Consider the following 17,177-nt stretch of genomic DNA (forward strand, 5'->3'; position numbering starts at 1 on the left):
GGTGGCGGCTTCGTGCACTGCGATCCCGACGTGTACGTTAATTACTTGACGTACGACTGTGGTGGAAGCGTGCAAAGAGGCGGGTGAGCGCCGTGGTGGCGTACCTAGATGTGGCAGCGACGACACGGGTCGACCCGCGGGTCGCCGAGGTGGTGCTGCACTGGATGACCGAAGACTTCGGCAACGCCGGCAGCCGCACCCACGAGTACGGTGCACGCGCCAAGAAGGCGGTGCAGCAGGCGCGTTCCTTCATCGCCGGCACCGTGGGCGCCAAGACGGAAGAAGTGATCTTCACCAGCGGGGCGACGGAGTCCAACAACATCGCTCTGCTCGGACTGGCGCCGCACGGCGAGCTCACAGGCCGCAAGCACATCATCACCTCCGCCATCGAGCACAAGGCGGTGCTGGAGCCGCTGACGCACCTACGCGATACCCGCGGCTTCGAGGTCGACTTCCTCTCCCCTGGCCCCAGCGGCCGCATCACTGCCGACGCCGTGCTTGAGCGGCTGCGTCCGGACACCCTGATGGTGTCGCTGATGCACGTCAACAATGAAACCGGCGTCATCCAGCCGGTCGCCGAACTCTCCGAGAAGCTGCGCGTCACACCCACCTATCTGCACGTCGACGCCGCTCAGGGCTACGGCAAGGTCCCCGCCGACCTGATGGCGCCCATCGACCTGATCAGCATCTCCGGCCACAAGATCGGCGCTCCGAAGGGCGTCGGCGCTCTTATCACCCGCCGGCGGGGATGGGACAAGGTGCCGCTTGAGCCGATCATGTTCGGCGGTGGGCAGGAGCGCAAGCTGCGCCCAGGCACCCTCGCAGTGCCGTTGATCATGGGCCTGTTCGAGGCCGCGAAGAATTTCACCGAGAGGCGGGAAACGTGGGAGCGGGAGGCGAAGGCGATGCGCGAACGGATCCTTGCTGCGCTCAGCACGACACGCTTCCGCCTCAACGGAGACCCCGAGCACAGCGTCCCCCACATCCTCAACGTCAGCTTCGATGAGCTGAATGCCGAAGCACTCATCGTCCGCCTCAAAGACCAGGTCGCCATCGCCACCGGCTCGGCCTGTACCAGCGCCTCCTACACGCCCAGCCACGTCCTTCAGGCGATGGGCCTGGACGACGCCGTGGCTGCCAACGGGCTGCGTCTTTCCTGGTTCCCTTCCCAAGCAGCCGATTTCGATCCTCTCCCGCTCGCCGAGACCATCGCCAGCATGCAGCCTCAGGGAGGTTGACCAGCCCTACGCCTCGGAGCGGCGCACCAGCCGGTGCCCGCGCAGCTGCCGGCCGCACCTGACGAGCTCGGCCTGCCAGCCGTTCTCGGTCCCGATCAGGTGCGGCCGTTCATACAACCCCGCCCGCATCTCAGACTCGGTCAACCGGCGGTATCGCGGCACGTCCGGATCATCCGGTGCCAGAAACTCGTGCTTGCGGTGCAGCAGCGGCCGGTTGGCCGAGCTCTCGTATGAGAGGTGGGACGCCTCAAGCGTCTGCAGGTCCACCATGTAGGAGGACCGGATCCGCGGATGCGGGTCTTTGTCAAAGTCCGGGTAGTCCAGCCACGAAACCGCTCGCCCTTGGTGCTTGAGCTTGGCCACCGTCCACTGCTCCGGGCGACCGGCAGCGATCGATGCGCAGTGCTCGTACAAGCGCAATACCGTCGGGATCCGCTCCAGCGCGCGTCGATGCACGTACAGCGCCGTCGGTGTCACCTTACCGGCAATGGAGGCGTTCATGGCATTACGCACATAGCCGTCGTCACGGAGCTTCAACAACAGTCGGTCAGCCCGCTGACAAGCCTCCTTGTAGGAACTGAAGAACGTGCGCACATCCTGTTGCAAGCCCACTGGCAGACGCCCGAACGGCCCGCGACCGTTGAACAGCTCCACCGCCAGGTAGAGCAACGTGTTCAACGTCGATCGCTTAGCCCCCGCAGTGGCCCGCTCAGGATCAGCGCCATCCCGCACCAGGCGCTTGACGTCACCGGGCCTCAGGTGAGCCAAGAGCTCCGCAACAGTCCGCGGCATTTCCTCAATCCGCGGCGGACGTCCCCTGCGCTCGAAGAAGTCCACCACCGCACTCACCGCTGAGGCAGTGTTTTCGGAAGCAAGCCACTCGGCATCCGGGATCACCCGCTGCGCCAGGTAGCTCAGACGGGCGCCCTCGTCCCGGAACGCGTAGACGACTCCGGGCGCGGCCGCCACCACCCGCGCGCCGGTCACCTGCTCCACGTACGCCCGAAGCTCACTCGCGGCATATAGATGCTGGAACGTCTGCCGACTCGTCAGTAGGCCGTCACCGAACTGCTGACCTTGGACCTTTGACCTTTCCCAGGTCAGCCGGGCTGAGACAACCAGCAGCGTCGAAGTCAACTCCCACGCCTGCTTCAAGGTCTGCCGACGCTCCAGCGGATCCTCGATTACGTTCAACACGTAGGTCAGCAACACAACGTCGCTGGCGACCAGTTGCGTGCCAGGGCTGTAATACGGATCCCACCCCGCCACCTGGCAGTCCAGTTGCTGCAATGCTCTGACATCGTCACCACGGCCACAGCCGTAGTCGAGGATCGTTCGCTCAGATACCAACTGGCGGTCCGCCAGCGCCTGACGCGCGGGCACCGACAGCGCCATCCGCCCAATCGCCGTCCGGCGGCGCTCGCTACCCCAGATTTGCTGCATAACAGACACCTGCGTCCAGGTACGACACCATCAACAGGATAGAAGACATGGGACCGGCACACCTACGCAACGACAAAGTTGCCCCCAAAGCACCAGCAGGCGGCTGTCTGGCAGTGGACGGTTTCGCGCACCCTGGCCAGTCCTTGCGATGGTAAACGTAGCCCGGCTATGAGCACACGCGAGAGGTGCAGCACCTGACGCTCGCCGCCGGCGCGTCTGCTACCACGCGTGCTATCGGGATGCGGCAGGCCTCTTTATGTGACTGAGCCACTTCTCAACCAGTGTCGCTTGCGTAGGTGTAAGCCCCGCCAGGGATCCGTCCTGGAGTTTTTTGCGTAGATCCGCCCTTGTGAGAGACCTGGATAGACCTTCGATTTCCCGGGCACCCACAATCCGGCTTAGGAACAGCTCGAGGAGGAAGTTTGAATCAGGGTTTTCCAGCAATTTCCGACCAGCCAGGGTCAAGTTCATGTGGTCATTTTCAACATCCACTAGCCCCAGGGAGACCAGGACACGGGACCGTCGACGCGCCTCATCGGAGCGCGTGATCGTAGGGAACCGCTCTTGGAATCTGACGACGTAGTCATCCCAACTCGGCTGGCCGTCGGCAAGGTCGGTCATAGAAACGATGCAGCCCAAGAGATCCTTGCCACGATCCGATGGCATCTTCTCGATGTAGTAGCGCGGCTGAGCATTTTGAGACGGTTGAGAGGAGCTTCCTTGAAGGGGGCTACCAACCTTTCCTGTAATAGTTGCCAAGGCCTCCAAGTCGAGAGAAAGGAGGGAAAGACGGGACGCCTGGACGCCAATACCGTGCTCGGTTAGCAAATCAGTCAACAACCGGCCATCGATCAGGTGAATTGGAGTGAGAGCATCATCCAGGGCCTCCTTGGGAGCATCTTTAGTGTACCCTCCAGTGGTCACAATGATCCCTTGCGTACCGGCCCTCAGCGTGCCTCTGAGCTCTCTGACCTCCTTTACTGTTACCGGTTTCGACCAGCGCTTCACCTGGATCGCGGTAGGTACTGTCATAACGCCGCCTGCAACGAGAGTGGCCCGGACGTCAACGCCACCATCCTTAGATCTTCTAGTGACCTTTACGTCTTCGTATTTCATCGCAGTGAACAAATCGGCTACGATGTGCTCGAAGACCTCTGGAGGAACCTCTCGCAACTGCTTCAGCAGCTGCTCCTTGACTTGCCCATTTTCTTGTTCAATGGCCAGCTCAGCTCGGTTGCCGGGAGGGCGGAGGCGAATAGACCTCCCGGACATTGAAAAGCGCTGTCGATATCCTCGCGCCGAACGCAATCTGTCATCCCTCAACAACGCTTCAAGCAGCTGCTCTTGCGCAAGGGTGCTGCCGGCAATCTGTTCGTCACCCAATTCTGTGAGAATTCGGTCAAACTCCAGAGGGCCCCCACTGTGGTCACGGAGGACTTCGTAGACCTTGCGAGCGGTGAGCTGTCCAGGAGTGGCGAGAACTGTAAAGGCGGAGTCCATCAGAGGTTTGCGTACCTTCTGTCAGATTGTGCGCGTGTTGTCGGTACGGCCGACGCATGAGGCGAGGCGAGTATCAGGAGCAAGCATGACACCGAGGTCTGACAACTCATCGTGTCGCCAGGGCATTTGGCCCCGCACCCATCGGACAGGCGGCGGACGAGGTGGCTATCGAGACCTACCCATCCCCCTGACCAGCTCAGACAGTGCTGAAGCAGACGCCCTCCGCTTCGCCGGCTGGCCAGGGAACACCCCCAGGAGGGGTCCGTCGGCAAAATCGTCGGCCGTGCCCTATATGTAGACGCAACGGCCGCGTTGACGCCTGGAGGTTGCTCTGACGTACATCGTTGTCTTCACCTAGCCTCCGGAGCTTGTTGCAGCGAAGACAGTGACGACCGTCCTGAGCGCAACGAAGACAGTGGCGGATCAGTCGTACGGTGCATCTGGCGGCCTCGGCCAGGTCGATGACAGCCCGGGGCCAAGACGGCTTCCCCCTGAAGCAGAGTTGGCAGGCCGTCATCGGCACCGCTTGCGGCCTTGGTCGCGACGGCAGCGGCGCAGGGGAGGGGCAACCGGCACACAGCTGCATCCGAAGGTGCCCGTGGACCATATGCGGACCAGTTGCGATCGGCTAGCTCGCAGAAGCACCCTGACCTGGAGGTTCAGTGCCAGCTGAAGCGCCCTCCGGAGCCGTGTGCGCAGGTTCGAATCCTGCCGGGGGCACCTTGGATTAGGTGCCCAAAGACCCCGCCACCAGCGCTTTCGCTGAGGACGGGGTCTTGGCGTATGTGCAGCCGTGTGCCGCTCGGAGCGGTCGTATGTCGGGGTCCGTGGATGAGGTGGACGGGGTCTTGAGGCGTCCCCGTAGGTGAGGCCCCGCGTGTGCGACGACCTTGAGCCTCGGCCTTTGGGGGAGCAAGGCCTATCCCTCGGCCGCGCCTGTCGCGGCGGCCTCTGTTCCAGCCCGCGCTTATGCCGTGACGGGTCGGCCGGGCGTTGTGACGCCCGCGCGGGCCTAGAGGTCCCGAGAGGGCGGGATCTGCCTTCCTCGGTTCGGCGGGGCGGGCGGTTCCGTGCTCGCACAGCCGTCGGAAGCACCGGGCCGAGGCGTTGGCTACCGGTAGAAGACAGACACACCGCCGTGATGTGAGCAGGCGCCCTGATGATGAGCGGCGTACGAGTACGTACCGTCGTTGCACAGAGCCGTCGCGCCGCCGCCATCGGAGCTGGAGCCGCCCGACGAGCTGGAGCCGCCGCTGGACGACGATCCGCCAGACGACAAACTGCCGCCCGTTCCCGATCCTGCGGCAGCGGCGTGCGCGGTGACGGTCACCTTCACCTTGACCGTTTCCGTCACGGTCGGCGCAGGCTTCGGCGTCGCGGTCTCCGTCGCCGTGGCTGTCGCGGTGACCGTGGCCGTGGCCGTGACCGTCGGCTGCGCCTTGTCGCTGACCGCCGTCTTCGTCGTGTTCGGGTTCTGGCTGTCTGGGCCGGCGCCGCCCAGGCCGATGAGGAACGCGAGGCCCAGGGCGGGCAGTACGAAGCGATTGCGGGCCCACTTCGGGGCGGGACGGGTGGTCGGCGGTCCCGGCGGAGGCTGGAAAGGCGGTTGAGGCGGGTAGTAGCTCACAGGGCCCCCTGCTTCAGTACGTGAGGGGTGAAGCTACCTACACCGGTACGCCATGCGTGAGGAAATGGTGAAGACGGTGATCCAGTTGTGACCTCGCGGCTCCCAACTGTCCCTGCAGGCCGACACGCAGCGGGACCCCGGCCATCAGGCGGGCCCTGGTGCCCTACACGGCGCAAGAGTTGCCTCATCAGCGACAAGCAAGCCGGACAGGATGTCAGGTGTCGGCGCTCTGAACCTGGACCCCTTTGGGGTCGGTGACTTTTGACCCCGTGTGTGCAGTTGTTCACCCGGTTGCCGCGCTCGGTGTGCGGCCGATGTCACGGTCTTTGAGCCGGTAGGAGTCTCCCTTCAAGGAGAGCACATCGGCGTGGTGGACGAGACGGTCGATCATGGCGGCGGCGACGGTGTCGTCACCGAAGACCTCTCCCCAGCGTCCGAAGGGCTTGTTGCTGGTCACGACCACGGACGCGCGTTCGTAGCGGCCCGAGATCAGCTGGAAGAACAGGTTCGCCGCTTCGGGTTCGAACGGGATGCAGCCGACCTCATCGATCACCAGAACGGGGACGCGCGCGAGTCGCAGCAGCTCGTCCTGGAGCCTGCCGGTGGTGTGGGCGGCGGCCAGGCGGTCGACCCACTGCGAGGCGGTGGCGAACGCGACACGGTGTCCGGCCTGGCAGGCGCGGATGCCCAGCGCGATGGCCAGGTGGGTCTTGCCGGTGCCGGGCGGGCCGAGGAAGACCACTTTCTCCTTGCCGGTGATGAAGTCCAGGGTGCCCAGATGGGCCACCGCCTCCCGCTTCAGCCCGCGCAGGTGAGCGAAGTCGAAGTCCCGCAGTTATCTGGGGTAGTGATGAGGATTCTTGCAAAGCTGCTGTTCAGGACGCTGCGGACGCGTCGGGAAGGCGGCTGAGGCGCGGCCTCCGCCCAGGTTGCCTGCTCTTGGAGGTAATCCACTGTTTTGTTGGAGTGGTGCTTCCATAGGATCACGTCATGACTGCCGCTGCCCCGCTCACCCGAGAGTCGTTCCGGCGCCTCCACCCGATCAGCACGCCCCGGCCGGTGTCTCAGTTGCCGGATCGTCTCTGGACTGACGAGGACTGGGACCGGATCCAGCGCGGATATCGAGCCCGGGACATGGATGAGAAGTGGAACGTCTTCGTTGAAGGCGATGTCCTTTTCATGCACCGGAGTTGGACCGGTCACGGCGTCTATGAGGTGTCCTTTGCCCCCGCGGCTGGCCGTGGGAGGAGCATCGCCTCTGCTGTGGTGGAGGCCGATGGGGAGCGCTATCGGAGCATGGGCGACGAGTACGACTGTCTGATGATGGAGCTGATCATCAGCGCGATCGTCCTTGGTGAGCCCGCCGCTGAACTCCGGGCTGGCCTTGTTGAGTTGACTGCCAGGGCTTCGGGAAAGAGTGATCTTCCCTCGGGTGTGGTGGAGCACAGTGCTCTGGGATTGCGCTCTGGATCGTAGGTTCTGCAGCCCGGAGAGCGCTGTCACAGCCCTGGGCCGTGTGACTGGATCACGCGTTGCAAGCGCAGGATCTCGCCGTGTGCGGCGGCCAGTCGCTGTTCGAGTTCTTGGACGCGCTCGCGGTGGGTGGTGTGCTCACGACGAAGGGTTTCGGTAAGGGAATGGATGACCGTACCGTCGTCGGCTGAGGGCGCGTGAGGGAGAGGTCGGTCCTCGGTCCGTTGCTGGCCGCGCAGGGTTTCGATGCGGTTACGCAGGTGGGTGTGGGCGTAGAGGAAGTCCAGGCTGACGCCCGCCCTGCGGGCGACGGCCCGGAAGTTGATCTCCTCGCCCTCCTTGATCAGCTTGCGGATGCCCGCCTCCGCTCGTTGGACGGCCTGCTGGTGTTTGTCCTGGGCGGCCTGCCGCAGGGCGGCGATCCGCCGGTCAGCAGGAGGCACGGTTGGCGGGGCCGTGTCGTCCGGCCGGGCCGTGCGGCGTCGTTCAGCCGGCTTCGCCGGCCGGGTCTGGATCGGCCGGCGGTCGGTCTCGGGGGCGTGCCCTGCGCTCCCCGTCCGCTCTTCCGCTCCGTGTCGCGGAAAAGAGTACGAGCAACTCGTACAACCCCCCTTCCCCTTCGCAGGTCCGATCCAGCGGCACGCACGGATGTGCGTACGCCCCGGCTCATCAGGAAGGGCTTCCTTGGCTTCCCGACGCACCACCCGACGCCGTCTCTGCGCCTCCGTCGCGGCCGTTCTCGCCGTGACGGTCGGCGCCGGCGTGTTGGCCTCGCCCGGGGCCGCCGCCGCTCCCGCTCCCGCGCCCATGACCGGGGTCACCGCCGGCACCGCGGACGAGGCGGATCTGGCCATCGGCTCCGAGGTCGTCAGCACCGGCGACACCGGATTCCTCACGTCCCGGACGGACGACTCCGGCAACCGGGTTCTGGAGTGGCACAAGTACGCCGACGGCTCGGTGCTGCCGATCAGCGCGGGCGTCGTGGGCTACGACAGCAGCTCCGACGTCGTCGTGACGAGCGACGGCGGCAGCACGGTCTTCCTGCGGGACATGAAGGACGACGCCACCTGGTCCGCGTCCTACGATCTCGCGGCCGAGTTCAAGCCCGGCGCGAAGCTCGTCGGCGTGGTCGGCGACAACCTCTTCGTGAAGGTTCCGACGGGCAGCGGCGGCTACCAGGAACTGTGGCAGCTCACCCAGGTCGACGGGGTCGTCAAGAAGACGAAGCGGTCCTCGAACTCCTACAGCATGGACTTCAAGGTCATCGCCTCCACCAGCGATGTCATGCTCGTCCTGAGCAGCAACCGGGTCTTCCCCAGCTCGTCGACGTTCCGGACCGAGTACTGGAAGACGCGCACGACCGTCGGCGGCGACGCCGCGATCGAGTCGGGCAGCAGGAAGGCCATCGGCCCGTGGGCCCAGGCCTCGACGGGCGCCTACACCGCCGATTACGAGGCGTGGGTCGAATACCGGGCCGGGGTCACCGAACTCCTCGTGGACGGGACGTTCGTCCACCGGATGTACGCCATGGACAGCTCCATGAGCGGGGCCGTCATCGTCGGCGTCACCCGGGACACACTGCTCTACGGCGTCCCCGGCAAGGCGGCGGACGGGACGCCGAGCCCGCTGTACGCCCGGAGTGTCACCGATCCCACCGCCGCGCCGTACATACTCCTGGAGCGCTTCTCCAGCGTGGCCCACGCCCCTGACGGCGGCCTGCTCGTGCGCGGCGCCACGGCGAGCACCGACGGGCTGTTCCGGATCTGGGAGGGGACCGGCGGCCTTCCGAGCGCCACGCTCGTGCCCGGCACGGGCCGGGTCCTGCCCCTCAAGGCGACCGAGTCGAAGGTCCCCACCGCGGTGAGCCTGGAGACGGCGGGCGCCACGGTCCCGATGGAGTGGACCCTGTCCCTCGCGAACGCCACCGTGGACCTCACGCTGACGCACACGGCCACCGGCAGGAAGCTCACCGCGCACCTGGCCCGGCCGGTCTCCGGCAGCCGGTTCGCCTTCGTCTGGGACGGCGTCCTGGAAGGCGGCAGCGCCCCGAACGGCGCCTACACCTGGCAGATCACCGCCACCCCGGCCGACGGCGTCGGCGGCACGGCGACGGCCCAGGGGAGCTTCCAGGTCTCGCGTCAGGCCAACCCGCACGACTTCACCGACAACGGCTCGACGGACGTCCTCGCGCGGGACGCCTCGGGTGTGCTGTGGCGGGACGACCTCTTCGACTGGCCGTCGGACAGCAAGGTGGCCACGGCCGGGCGGACGAGGAGCGGGACCGGTTGGCAGGTCTACAACCAGATCGAGGCGGTGGGGAACGTCGCCGGCTCCCCCACGGGCGACGTCGTCGCCCGCGACACCTCGGGCGTCCTGTGGATGTACCAGGGCAGGGGCGACGGCGCCTTCGCGGCCCGCGTCAAGGTCGGCGCCGGCTGGCAGACCTACCAGAAGCTCACCGGCGGCAGCGACCTCGACGGAGACGGCCGATCCGACCTCCTGGCCACCGACGCCTCCGGCGTCCTGTGGCTGTACAGGGGCACGGGCGGTTCGACCGCCCCCTTCGCGGCCCGAGTCCGGCTCGGCGGCGGCTGGCAGATCTACAACCAGATCACCGCCGTCGGCGACGTCGCGGGCACCGCGGCCGGCGACCTCGTCGCCCGCGACACCTCGGGCGTCCTGTGGATGTACCAGGGCAACGGCGCCGGCAACTTCACCGCTCGCGTCAGGATCGGTTCCGGGTGGAACGCCTTCTCCCACCTCGTCGGCGCCGGCGACGTGACCGCCGACGGCCGCCCCGACCTGGTCGCCCACGGCCCGAACGGCACGTACGTCTACCGCTCGACCGGTTCGACGACGGCCCCCTTCAGCCGGCTGACGACCGACCTCTACGCGGGCGAGGGCGCCACGTTCGACGACATCGCCTAGCGGTGCTTCGTCAGGTCGTGTCCGGGTGGTCCGTCCCGCCCCGGGCCGTCTGACGTTCGGCGCTCGCACCCGACCCCACCGCGGGGCTGCCGTGGTGGGGTCGCGGGCCGGTGCGGGCGTCCTCGGTCAGATGGGCTCGTCCTCCTGCTGCCAGGCCCGGGGCCAGTTGCCCGAAGGCGGAGGCGGCCCCGCTATGTCCAGGTCGCGTCGGGCCAGGGCGTAGAAGGCGTCGCGCGCTCGGCTCACCTGCTGTACGGCTCTGGTCCATCCTGCGTGATCGTCCTTCAGGCCGCGCGCGTACAGCTCGACGTTCCACACCGCCTCGTGCCACTGACGTGCGGCGCCGATCGTCTCGGCCTCCCCGATCAGGAGGACGGACTCCCACTCGGCCGCTCGCCGCACCTCGTTCTCCGCGAGCTGCGTCATGCCCGGTTCCGGGTCCAGCGGGTCCGCCGTGTGCGGAAAGCCCCGTGCGGCGCCCATGCGCTGCGCGATGCTCAGCTGCTGCTTGAGGATGTTGGCGTAGGACGCGTACGCGTCCAGCCGCTTCACGTCCCATCGCTCGGCCCGGCCTCGTCGCCACCGGTTCCGCTCGGCGATGTTCGTCGCCACGTACGAACTCGCCGCTCCGACCACCACCCCCAGCAATGCCGGCACCTGCTCCCACAACGCCGATTCCCCCCTGACGCCTCGCGGCTGACGCCGTCCCGAGGACACAGGTTGTCAGGCGTCGCCAGAGGCTGTCAGGGGTTCCGAGGTTGTCAGGGGTTCCGAGGTTGTCAGGGGTTCCGAGGTTGTCAGGGGGTTCCGGTGCTTTCCTGCGCCGGCGCTTGTCGGGGCGTCAGCCGATCCAGGTGGACCACGACGGTGTTGTGGAAGCGGTGCACCGCGTCGTCGACGCTGCGGATGAAGCCGGATTCGGCGTTTCCGCGGCTGCTTCCCATGCTCTTGAACAGGGACAGGCGGAAGCCGGTGATGCGGGTGTCGTTCTGCTTGGGGAGCAGGTCCGCCGGCTCCGGGCGAAGTCGTTCCAGTGTCCCCCGCGGTCCGCCGGTGTCCCCTTCGACGAGGGTTTCGATGTGGAGGTCCGCCGGGGCCTCGGCCAGGTGGCGGACGAGGCGCTTGGCCCAGGTCAGGGGGTAGCCCTGCTCGGGGGCGGGGATCTCGACGGAGGTGCGGAGCCTGCCGGTGCGCAGGTCGGCGCCGACCCCCAGGATTCCGGGTGCGCCCTCGATCCGGAGTTCGGCCTGCAGCCTGCCGTCGAGGCAGAGTCGGTCGGCCAGGCCGATGCGACGGGTTCCCGGATCGGCTCCGCGCTTGGCCCGCTGGACGGGCAGCACCTTCTGTCCGAGTTCGCCGCCGAGGCTTAGGCAGATCTGCCGGATGAGCCGTTCCCAGCTCTCGACGACCTCCAGGGCACGCGGATCTCCCTGGCACAGGGTCTCGTCTTCGATTCCGTTGCGCACCGGGACCCAGGCGGCCCCCATGTTCTGGAAGCCGTGGCAGCCGGAGTTCTCGTGCCGCAGGTAGTGCAGCAGTTCCTGGAGCAGCCAGGCATGGGCCTTGTCCCCGACGCCCTCGTGCCCGATCAGCATCTGTGCCACGTGGGTGACCTCGGCCCAGGACAGGTGCCGCAGAGCCACCTTGTGCTTGCGCCGGCCGTCGATCTTGACGTCGACGAGTGGGCTTCCTTCCAGCGCGACGTCGTTCGACAGCGTGATCACGGCCTCGTAGCCGCGGCGGGCGGCGATGTCCGCGTAGGCCTGCACCTGTTCGGACTTGAGGCCGTTGCCGTTGGTCTTGGTCTCCACCAGGGCGGTCCACAGCTTCCCGGCCCGTTCGACGCGGATGATCCCGTCGGGACGGCGCGGGGTGTCGCCGTGCGGCAGGGAGACCTCGGTGAAGGTCTCCATACGGCCCGCCGGCGCTCCGAACGCCGCTGTGAGTCTGCGGCCGAACTCCGGCACCTGGGCCATCACCGACAGCAGTACCGACGTGGCGCGCATCTCCCGGTCCCGGTCGCTCTTGAGCGCCGAGACCGGGAACAGCCTGGCCTGCTTCCAGGAGTCGTTGTCGGCCAGGGACTTCCTGGTCACCCTGGGCACGGTGACCTTCTTCTTCGCGGTGCGCGGCCGTGCCGTCCTCTCGGACTTCCCGGGTTCCACCGCGTCGCCCGGCGAACGAGGGGTGGGCACCAAGCCGCCCGGCGTGGGCTGCGGTTCCTGCTCGACGGCCGGAGCCGCGACGGCCGTGTCGGCCTGGCCGACGCTCCCGGCCCGCGCACCGCTCTCGGCCTGGCCCACGCTCTCGGCCTGGCCCACGCTCCCGGCCTGGCCGACGCTCTCGGCCTGCTCGCCGCTCTCGGCCCGCGCGCCGCTCTCCGTCTGCTCGCCGCTCTGGGCGCCGTTCGGCGTCTCCGTCGCGGCCTCGTCGTCGATGTCGACGCCGAAGTCCGTCGCCAGACCGGCGAGGCCGGTGTCGTAGCCCTGTCCGACGGCGCGGAACTTCCACTCGTCCCCGCGCCGGTACAACTCTCCGAAGATGATCGCGCTCACGGTGCCGGGGTCCTCGACGGCGAATACGAGGAGGGTCTCGCCGCCCGCGTCGGTCAGCGTCACCTTCAGGTCTTCCAGCTCGTCGAAGCCGGCCCCCTCGTATCGGCTCGCCGCCACGACGACGCGGTCGACGACGGCGGGGACCGCCGTCAGGTCGAAGCTCATCCGGTCCTCGTCGCCGCTCTCCGTCGGGGTCTTGCCCAGCAGTTGCACGCTTCCGTCGGCGGCGACGGGGTTGTTGTAGAAGTAGAAGTCGCCGTTGCCGCGGACCTTGCCGTTCGCGTCCAGCAGCAGGACGGACACGTCCGCATCGCCGTCGCCGGTCGGGCTGACCCAGCTCAGTCCGGCGATCAGCGAACCGGCGTTCTCGCTCAGCGCCGCCAGCGCCACGTTCGAGCCTTTGACCATCTCGTGCATGAAGCCCCCCAGAGCTCACCGCGCGGGCGCCCGGGTTCGCACCCGGCCATCCGGCTCACGTCACCCCCATGTGACGCACGGCATGACGAGAGACTGTAGTGCCTGACGACGAGCCCGGGGGTTGCGTCCCGGAACAACGCGTTCACCGCGACATCGTCGAAGTCGGCCGTGGATCTGACGATCCGTCGACATGCCCGCGACGCGAAGGGGCACTCGGAGATCCAAGTCGAAAGTAAGGAGCGCGTGACCCGTTCGGTCCGTGCAACCGACAACCGGGAGTGTGCAATGACGAGTTACGGCAGCTCTTCCGCCGCGTCCTCCGGATCACGCACCAACGGCCTCGCGATCGCCAGCCTGTGCTGCGGCATCGTCGGGCTGTTCCTCCTGAACATCGTCCTCGGCCCCTTGGCCATCGTCTTCGGCGCCGTGGCCCGGCGGCAGGCGTCCGTCAGGAACGGGGCCGGAATGGCGAAGGCGGGCATCGTGCTCGGCGTCGTCGACGTGGTGCTCTGGCTCCTGCTGCTCGCCGTCGCCGCCAGCAACGGCGGTTTCAGCTGGTACGTGGGCGGCTGACGCGCCTCAGGCTTCGGATACGGATACGGATACGGATACGGATACGGATACGGATACCGATATGGCATCGCGGCCATGTGGGGCATGGGCGCGTGATTCCGTGGGTGCGTGAGTGTCTGGGCCGCATGAGTGTGCGGGGCGCGGGTGTGTGACGGTGGGTCCGGCCTGGGGTCGGGCCCACCGTCGTGTTCGTGGTGCGGAGGCGGGGTTCTCAGCCTCTCGTGGCGGTGCTGTGGCGGATCTTCAGTTCGACGGGGACGAGGGTCAGGGCGGGGACGGGTGTCGCAGGGGGGTCGGCGGGCTGCGGCGGGGTGTCCATGCGGTCGAGCAGGATGCGGAGCGCGATGGTGCCGATGTCCGTGAAGTCCGTGCGGATCGTGGTCAGCGGGGGCATGAAGTGGGCGGCTTCCGGGATGTCGTCGTAGCCGACGACGCTGACGTCCTCGGGGACCCGGCGTCCCGCCTCGTGGAGGGCGCGCAACAGACCCAGGGCCATCTGGTCGTTCGACACGAAGATCGCGGTGAGGGTCCGGTCCTTGGCCAGTCTGCGGCCCAGGTCGTAGCCGGAGTCGGCGCTCCAGTCGCCGACGAGGGGGGCGTGGATCTCCGCTCCGGCCGCTTTGAGGGTGTCGCGCCAGCTCTCCGCCCTGCGGTCGGCCGATGACCAGCCCGTCGGGCCCGCGAGGTGGCGGACCGTCGGGTGACCGAGGGAGAGGAGGTGCCGCGTCGCCTTGCGGGCGCCGGTGCGGGCGTCGGAGGTGACCATGGGGGTGCCGTCCCCGAGGTCGTTGTCCATGACGACCAGCGGGGTGTCCAGACGGGCCTCGGCCAGCGCCCGGGCCACCCTGACCTGCGGGGCGATCGCGATCACGCCGTCCGCGCCCTCGGCCGACAGCCGGTCCGCGGCCCGCACCACCGTGTCCCGGTCCGCCGTGTCCAGGGCGATCGAGCTCACCAGGTAGCCCGCCTCCTGTGCCGCCGTGTTGATCGCGGTCAGGGTGGAGGCGGGGCCGTAGCGGGCCGCGTCGAAGGAGATCACGCCGAGCATGCGGGTGCGGCCGCTGGCCAGCGAGCGCGCGCTGCTGCTGGGGCGGTAGCCCAGCGTGCGCATGGCCGTCCGGACGGCCTCCCGGGTCTCGGCGCGGACGGCCGGGTGGTCGTTGAGCACCCGGGAGACCGTCTGCTTGGAGACGCCGGCCAGTTTCGCGACGTCGTCCATCACCGGGCGGGCGCCCGCGAAGTTGCGGCGGCTGCGTCCCTTGGTCGCCGGGCCGTCGGCGGCGCCTGGGGTCATGGTGGGTGCTTCCTTCGGCCTGGAGTGATCCGCGGGCGAGTGGGGTCTCGACCGCGGATCCGACGGGCCTGCCCTGCCCTGCCCGGCGGACCCACAGGATAGGCCGGTGGCACGCGGGAGGGAGGGTGCTGGGTGTCAGGGGCTCGACGGGCCCAGGTCGGGGGTGTCCGTGAGGTGGGCTCGGAGGGCGGTCGTGCCGTGCAGTTCGAGGAGGACCAGGTCGTTGACGCCGGGACGCAGGACGGGGGCCGGGACGTAGAGGGTGCGCTGCGGGCCGCGGTTCCAGTAGCGGCCCAGGTGGAAGCCGTTGATCCAGGCCTCGCCCTTGGTCCAGCCGGGGAGGGAGAGGAACGTGTCGGCGGAGGTCCTCACCTCGAACGTGCCGTGGTGGAAGGCCGGTTGGACGCAGGGCGGCTCGGTGGCGATCGACGCGGGGGCGCGGTCTGCCGGGGCGGGGGCGTCGTCCAGCGGCAGGGCGTGGCAGTCCCAGTCCTGCAGAGGGGTGCCGTTGAAGGCGACCGGGCCCAGGAGGCCCTTGGGGACGCCGATACGCGGGCCGTAGTTGACCCGGCCCATGTTCTCCACGAGCACCTCCAGGACGGCGTCGGGGCGCGGGACGTGCACGGGCAGCGTCTCGTCGTAGCGCTCGCGTTCCAGGACGCCCACGGGGGCGCCGTCCAGGAAGACCTGGGCCCGGTCTCCGACGCCGCCCGTGAAGTGGAGGAGGCCGGGGCCGTGGACCGGGACCGTCGTCCGGTACAGGGTGTATCCGGCCCGCTGGTCCAGGTCGTCGGCGGTGAGGGGGTCCGTGGCGCGGACGGGGCTTCCGGCGAGGGAGAAGAGGGGGGTGCGGTGGGTCAACTCGACGGTGGTCGGGGGGAGTTTCGGGGCCGGGGTGGGCGCCGGCTCGTCGGGGACCGGGGCGTGACGGGCTATGACCTCGCGGAAGGCGTGGTACTTCGGGCCCGGGTCGCCGCTCTCGGTGAGCGGGGCGTCGTAGTCGTAGGACGTGACGGTCGGGGCGTAGGCATGGTGGTGGTTGGCACCGTTGGTGTGACCGAAGTTGGTGCCCCCGTGGAACATGTAGATGTTGACGGAGGCGCCCGCCGACAGGAGCCGGTCCAGGTCGGCGGCGGCCTCCTCGGTGTTCCGGCCGTGATGGGGGCCGCCCCAGTGGTCGAACCAGCCGATCCAGAACTCGGCGCACATGAGCGGGCCTTCGGGCTGCGCCTCGCGCAGTCGCCGCAGCGACGTCTCGACGCGGCTGCCGAAGGTGCCGGTGGCCAGGACGCCGGGGATGGTGCCGTTCTCGAGGTGGTCGCCGTCGGTCTGGTCGCAGGTGAACAGGAGTTCCCCGACACCGCGTGAGCGGAAGGCCTGCTCCAGATGCTTGAGGTAGGCCGCGTCGTCGCCGTAGGCCCCGTACTCGTTCTCCACCTGCACGGCGATGACCGGGCCGCCCGCCTCCGCCATGTACGGCAGAAGCGGCGGGAGGAGGAGGTCGAGGTAGCGGTCGATGACGTCCGTGAAGCGGGGGTCGCTGCTGCGCAGGCGCATGTCGGGGTCGGCGGTGAGCCAGTGGGGCAGGCCGCCGCCGTCCCACTCGGCGCAGATGAAGGGGCCGGGGCGCAGAAGGACGTGCAGGCCCTCCGCCGCCGCCAGGCGGAGGAAGCGGGGCAGGTCGAGGAGGCCGTCCAGGACGAGGGCGCCGGGTTCGGGCTGGTGGAGGTTCCAGGGGATGTACGTCTCCACGGTGTTCAGGCCCATGAGGCGGGCCTTGCGAAGGCGGTCGGTCCACTGGTCGGGGTGGACCCGGAAGTAGTGCAGGGCGCCGGAGATGATCCGGAAGGGGGCTCCGTGGAGGAGGAAGCCGTCGGAGGTCGTGGTGAGAGCGGGCATGGGGTCCCTTCGGTTCAGGTGCGGCGCGATGCGATGGGATGCGATGCGGTGGGATGCGATGCGGTGAGATGGGGGGCGAGGCGATTCAGGTGCGGTTCAGGTGCGGTTCAGGTGCGGTTCAGGTGCGGTTCAGGTGCGGTTCCGCGATCGGGTGCGAGGCGGTTCGGGTGCGAGGCGGTTCGGGTGCGAGGCGGTTCGGGTGCGAGGCGGTTCGGGTGCGAGGCGGTTCG

Annotated in this window: 13 protein-coding genes; 4 read left to right on the plus strand and 9 right to left on the minus strand. The window is 68.1% G+C overall.

Annotation, left to right across the window (positions count from 1 at the left end):
• Window positions 1–83: 83 nt before the first annotated feature.
• Window positions 84–1,238 (plus strand): cysteine desulfurase DndA, encoded by a 1,155-nt coding sequence (gene dndA / locus Sri02f_RS19710; protein ID WP_109002639.1) that lies wholly within the window; start codon window positions 84–86, stop codon window positions 1,236–1,238.
• Between the two features lie 6 nt (window positions 1,239–1,244).
• Here dndA and Sri02f_RS19715 read toward each other — a convergent pair whose 3' ends face one another.
• From Sri02f_RS19715 to istB, 4 genes are all read right to left on the minus strand, one after another.
• The gene (locus Sri02f_RS19715) at window positions 1,245–2,681 is read right to left on the minus strand and encodes a DNA phosphorothioation-associated putative methyltransferase (RefSeq protein WP_109002640.1); all 1,437 of its coding nucleotides are present in this window, start codon (window positions 2,679–2,681) and stop codon (window positions 1,245–1,247) included.
• A gap of 231 nt (window positions 2,682–2,912) precedes the next feature.
• Entirely contained in the window at window positions 2,913–4,181 is a 1,269-nt protein-coding gene (locus Sri02f_RS19720) for a restriction endonuclease (protein ID WP_109002641.1), read from the minus strand.
• Window positions 4,182–5,292: 1,111 nt separating this feature from the next.
• Window positions 5,293–5,808 (minus strand): DUF3761 domain-containing protein, encoded by a 516-nt coding sequence (locus Sri02f_RS19725; protein ID WP_109002642.1) that lies wholly within the window; start codon window positions 5,806–5,808, stop codon window positions 5,293–5,295.
• Window positions 5,809–6,091: 283 nt separating this feature from the next.
• Entirely contained in the window at window positions 6,092–6,643 is a 552-nt protein-coding gene (istB, locus tag Sri02f_RS19730) for an IS21-like element helper ATPase IstB (RefSeq protein WP_281261901.1), read from the minus strand.
• A gap of 155 nt (window positions 6,644–6,798) precedes the next feature.
• Between istB and Sri02f_RS19735 the strand changes: the two genes are divergently transcribed.
• Window positions 6,799–7,284: a hypothetical protein gene (locus Sri02f_RS19735; protein WP_174855671.1), complete on the plus strand. Its 486-nt coding sequence runs from the start codon at window positions 6,799–6,801 to the stop codon at window positions 7,282–7,284.
• Window positions 7,285–7,307: 23 nt separating this feature from the next.
• Here Sri02f_RS19735 and Sri02f_RS19740 read toward each other — a convergent pair whose 3' ends face one another.
• Complete coding sequence (locus tag Sri02f_RS19740) at window positions 7,308–7,724, minus strand: DUF6262 family protein (RefSeq protein WP_109002643.1); 417 nt, start codon at window positions 7,722–7,724, stop codon at window positions 7,308–7,310.
• Window positions 7,725–7,965: 241 nt separating this feature from the next.
• On the opposite strand from Sri02f_RS19740, the gene Sri02f_RS19745 reads away from it, so the two are divergent.
• Window positions 7,966–10,209: an FG-GAP repeat domain-containing protein gene (locus Sri02f_RS19745; RefSeq protein ID WP_109002644.1), complete on the plus strand. Its 2,244-nt coding sequence runs from the start codon at window positions 7,966–7,968 to the stop codon at window positions 10,207–10,209.
• Between the two features lie 126 nt (window positions 10,210–10,335).
• Here Sri02f_RS19745 and Sri02f_RS19750 read toward each other — a convergent pair whose 3' ends face one another.
• Together Sri02f_RS19750 and Sri02f_RS19755 are read right to left on the minus strand one after the other, a co-directional pair.
• On the minus strand, window positions 10,336–10,866 hold the full coding sequence (locus Sri02f_RS19750; RefSeq protein WP_245970696.1) for a hypothetical protein: 531 nt from the start codon (window positions 10,864–10,866) through the stop codon (window positions 10,336–10,338).
• Window positions 10,867–11,006: 140 nt separating this feature from the next.
• Window positions 11,007–13,181 carry a TerD family protein gene (locus Sri02f_RS19755; protein ID WP_109002646.1) on the minus strand — a complete coding sequence of 725 codons (2,175 nt, stop codon included), beginning with the start codon at window positions 13,179–13,181 and terminating at the stop codon, window positions 11,007–11,009.
• 285 nt (window positions 13,182–13,466) lie between these two features.
• On the opposite strand from Sri02f_RS19755, the gene Sri02f_RS19760 reads away from it, so the two are divergent.
• Complete coding sequence (locus Sri02f_RS19760; protein WP_109002647.1) at window positions 13,467–13,754, plus strand: DUF4190 domain-containing protein; 288 nt, start codon at window positions 13,467–13,469, stop codon at window positions 13,752–13,754.
• A gap of 211 nt (window positions 13,755–13,965) precedes the next feature.
• Here the strand turns inward: Sri02f_RS19760 and Sri02f_RS19765 are convergent, their stop codons facing one another.
• Both Sri02f_RS19765 and Sri02f_RS19770 read right to left on the minus strand, forming a co-directional pair.
• Complete coding sequence (locus tag Sri02f_RS19765) at window positions 13,966–15,048, minus strand: LacI family DNA-binding transcriptional regulator (RefSeq protein WP_109002648.1); 1,083 nt, start codon at window positions 15,046–15,048, stop codon at window positions 13,966–13,968.
• Between the two features lie 135 nt (window positions 15,049–15,183).
• Window positions 15,184–16,947: a glycoside hydrolase family 35 protein gene (locus Sri02f_RS19770; protein WP_109002649.1), complete on the minus strand. Its 1,764-nt coding sequence runs from the start codon at window positions 16,945–16,947 to the stop codon at window positions 15,184–15,186.
• Window positions 16,948–17,177 lie beyond the last annotated feature (230 nt).

Source organism: Streptomyces rishiriensis (genome assembly GCF_003112535.1).
GTDB lineage: Bacteria > Actinomycetota > Actinomycetes > Streptomycetales > Streptomycetaceae > Streptomyces > Streptomyces rishiriensis.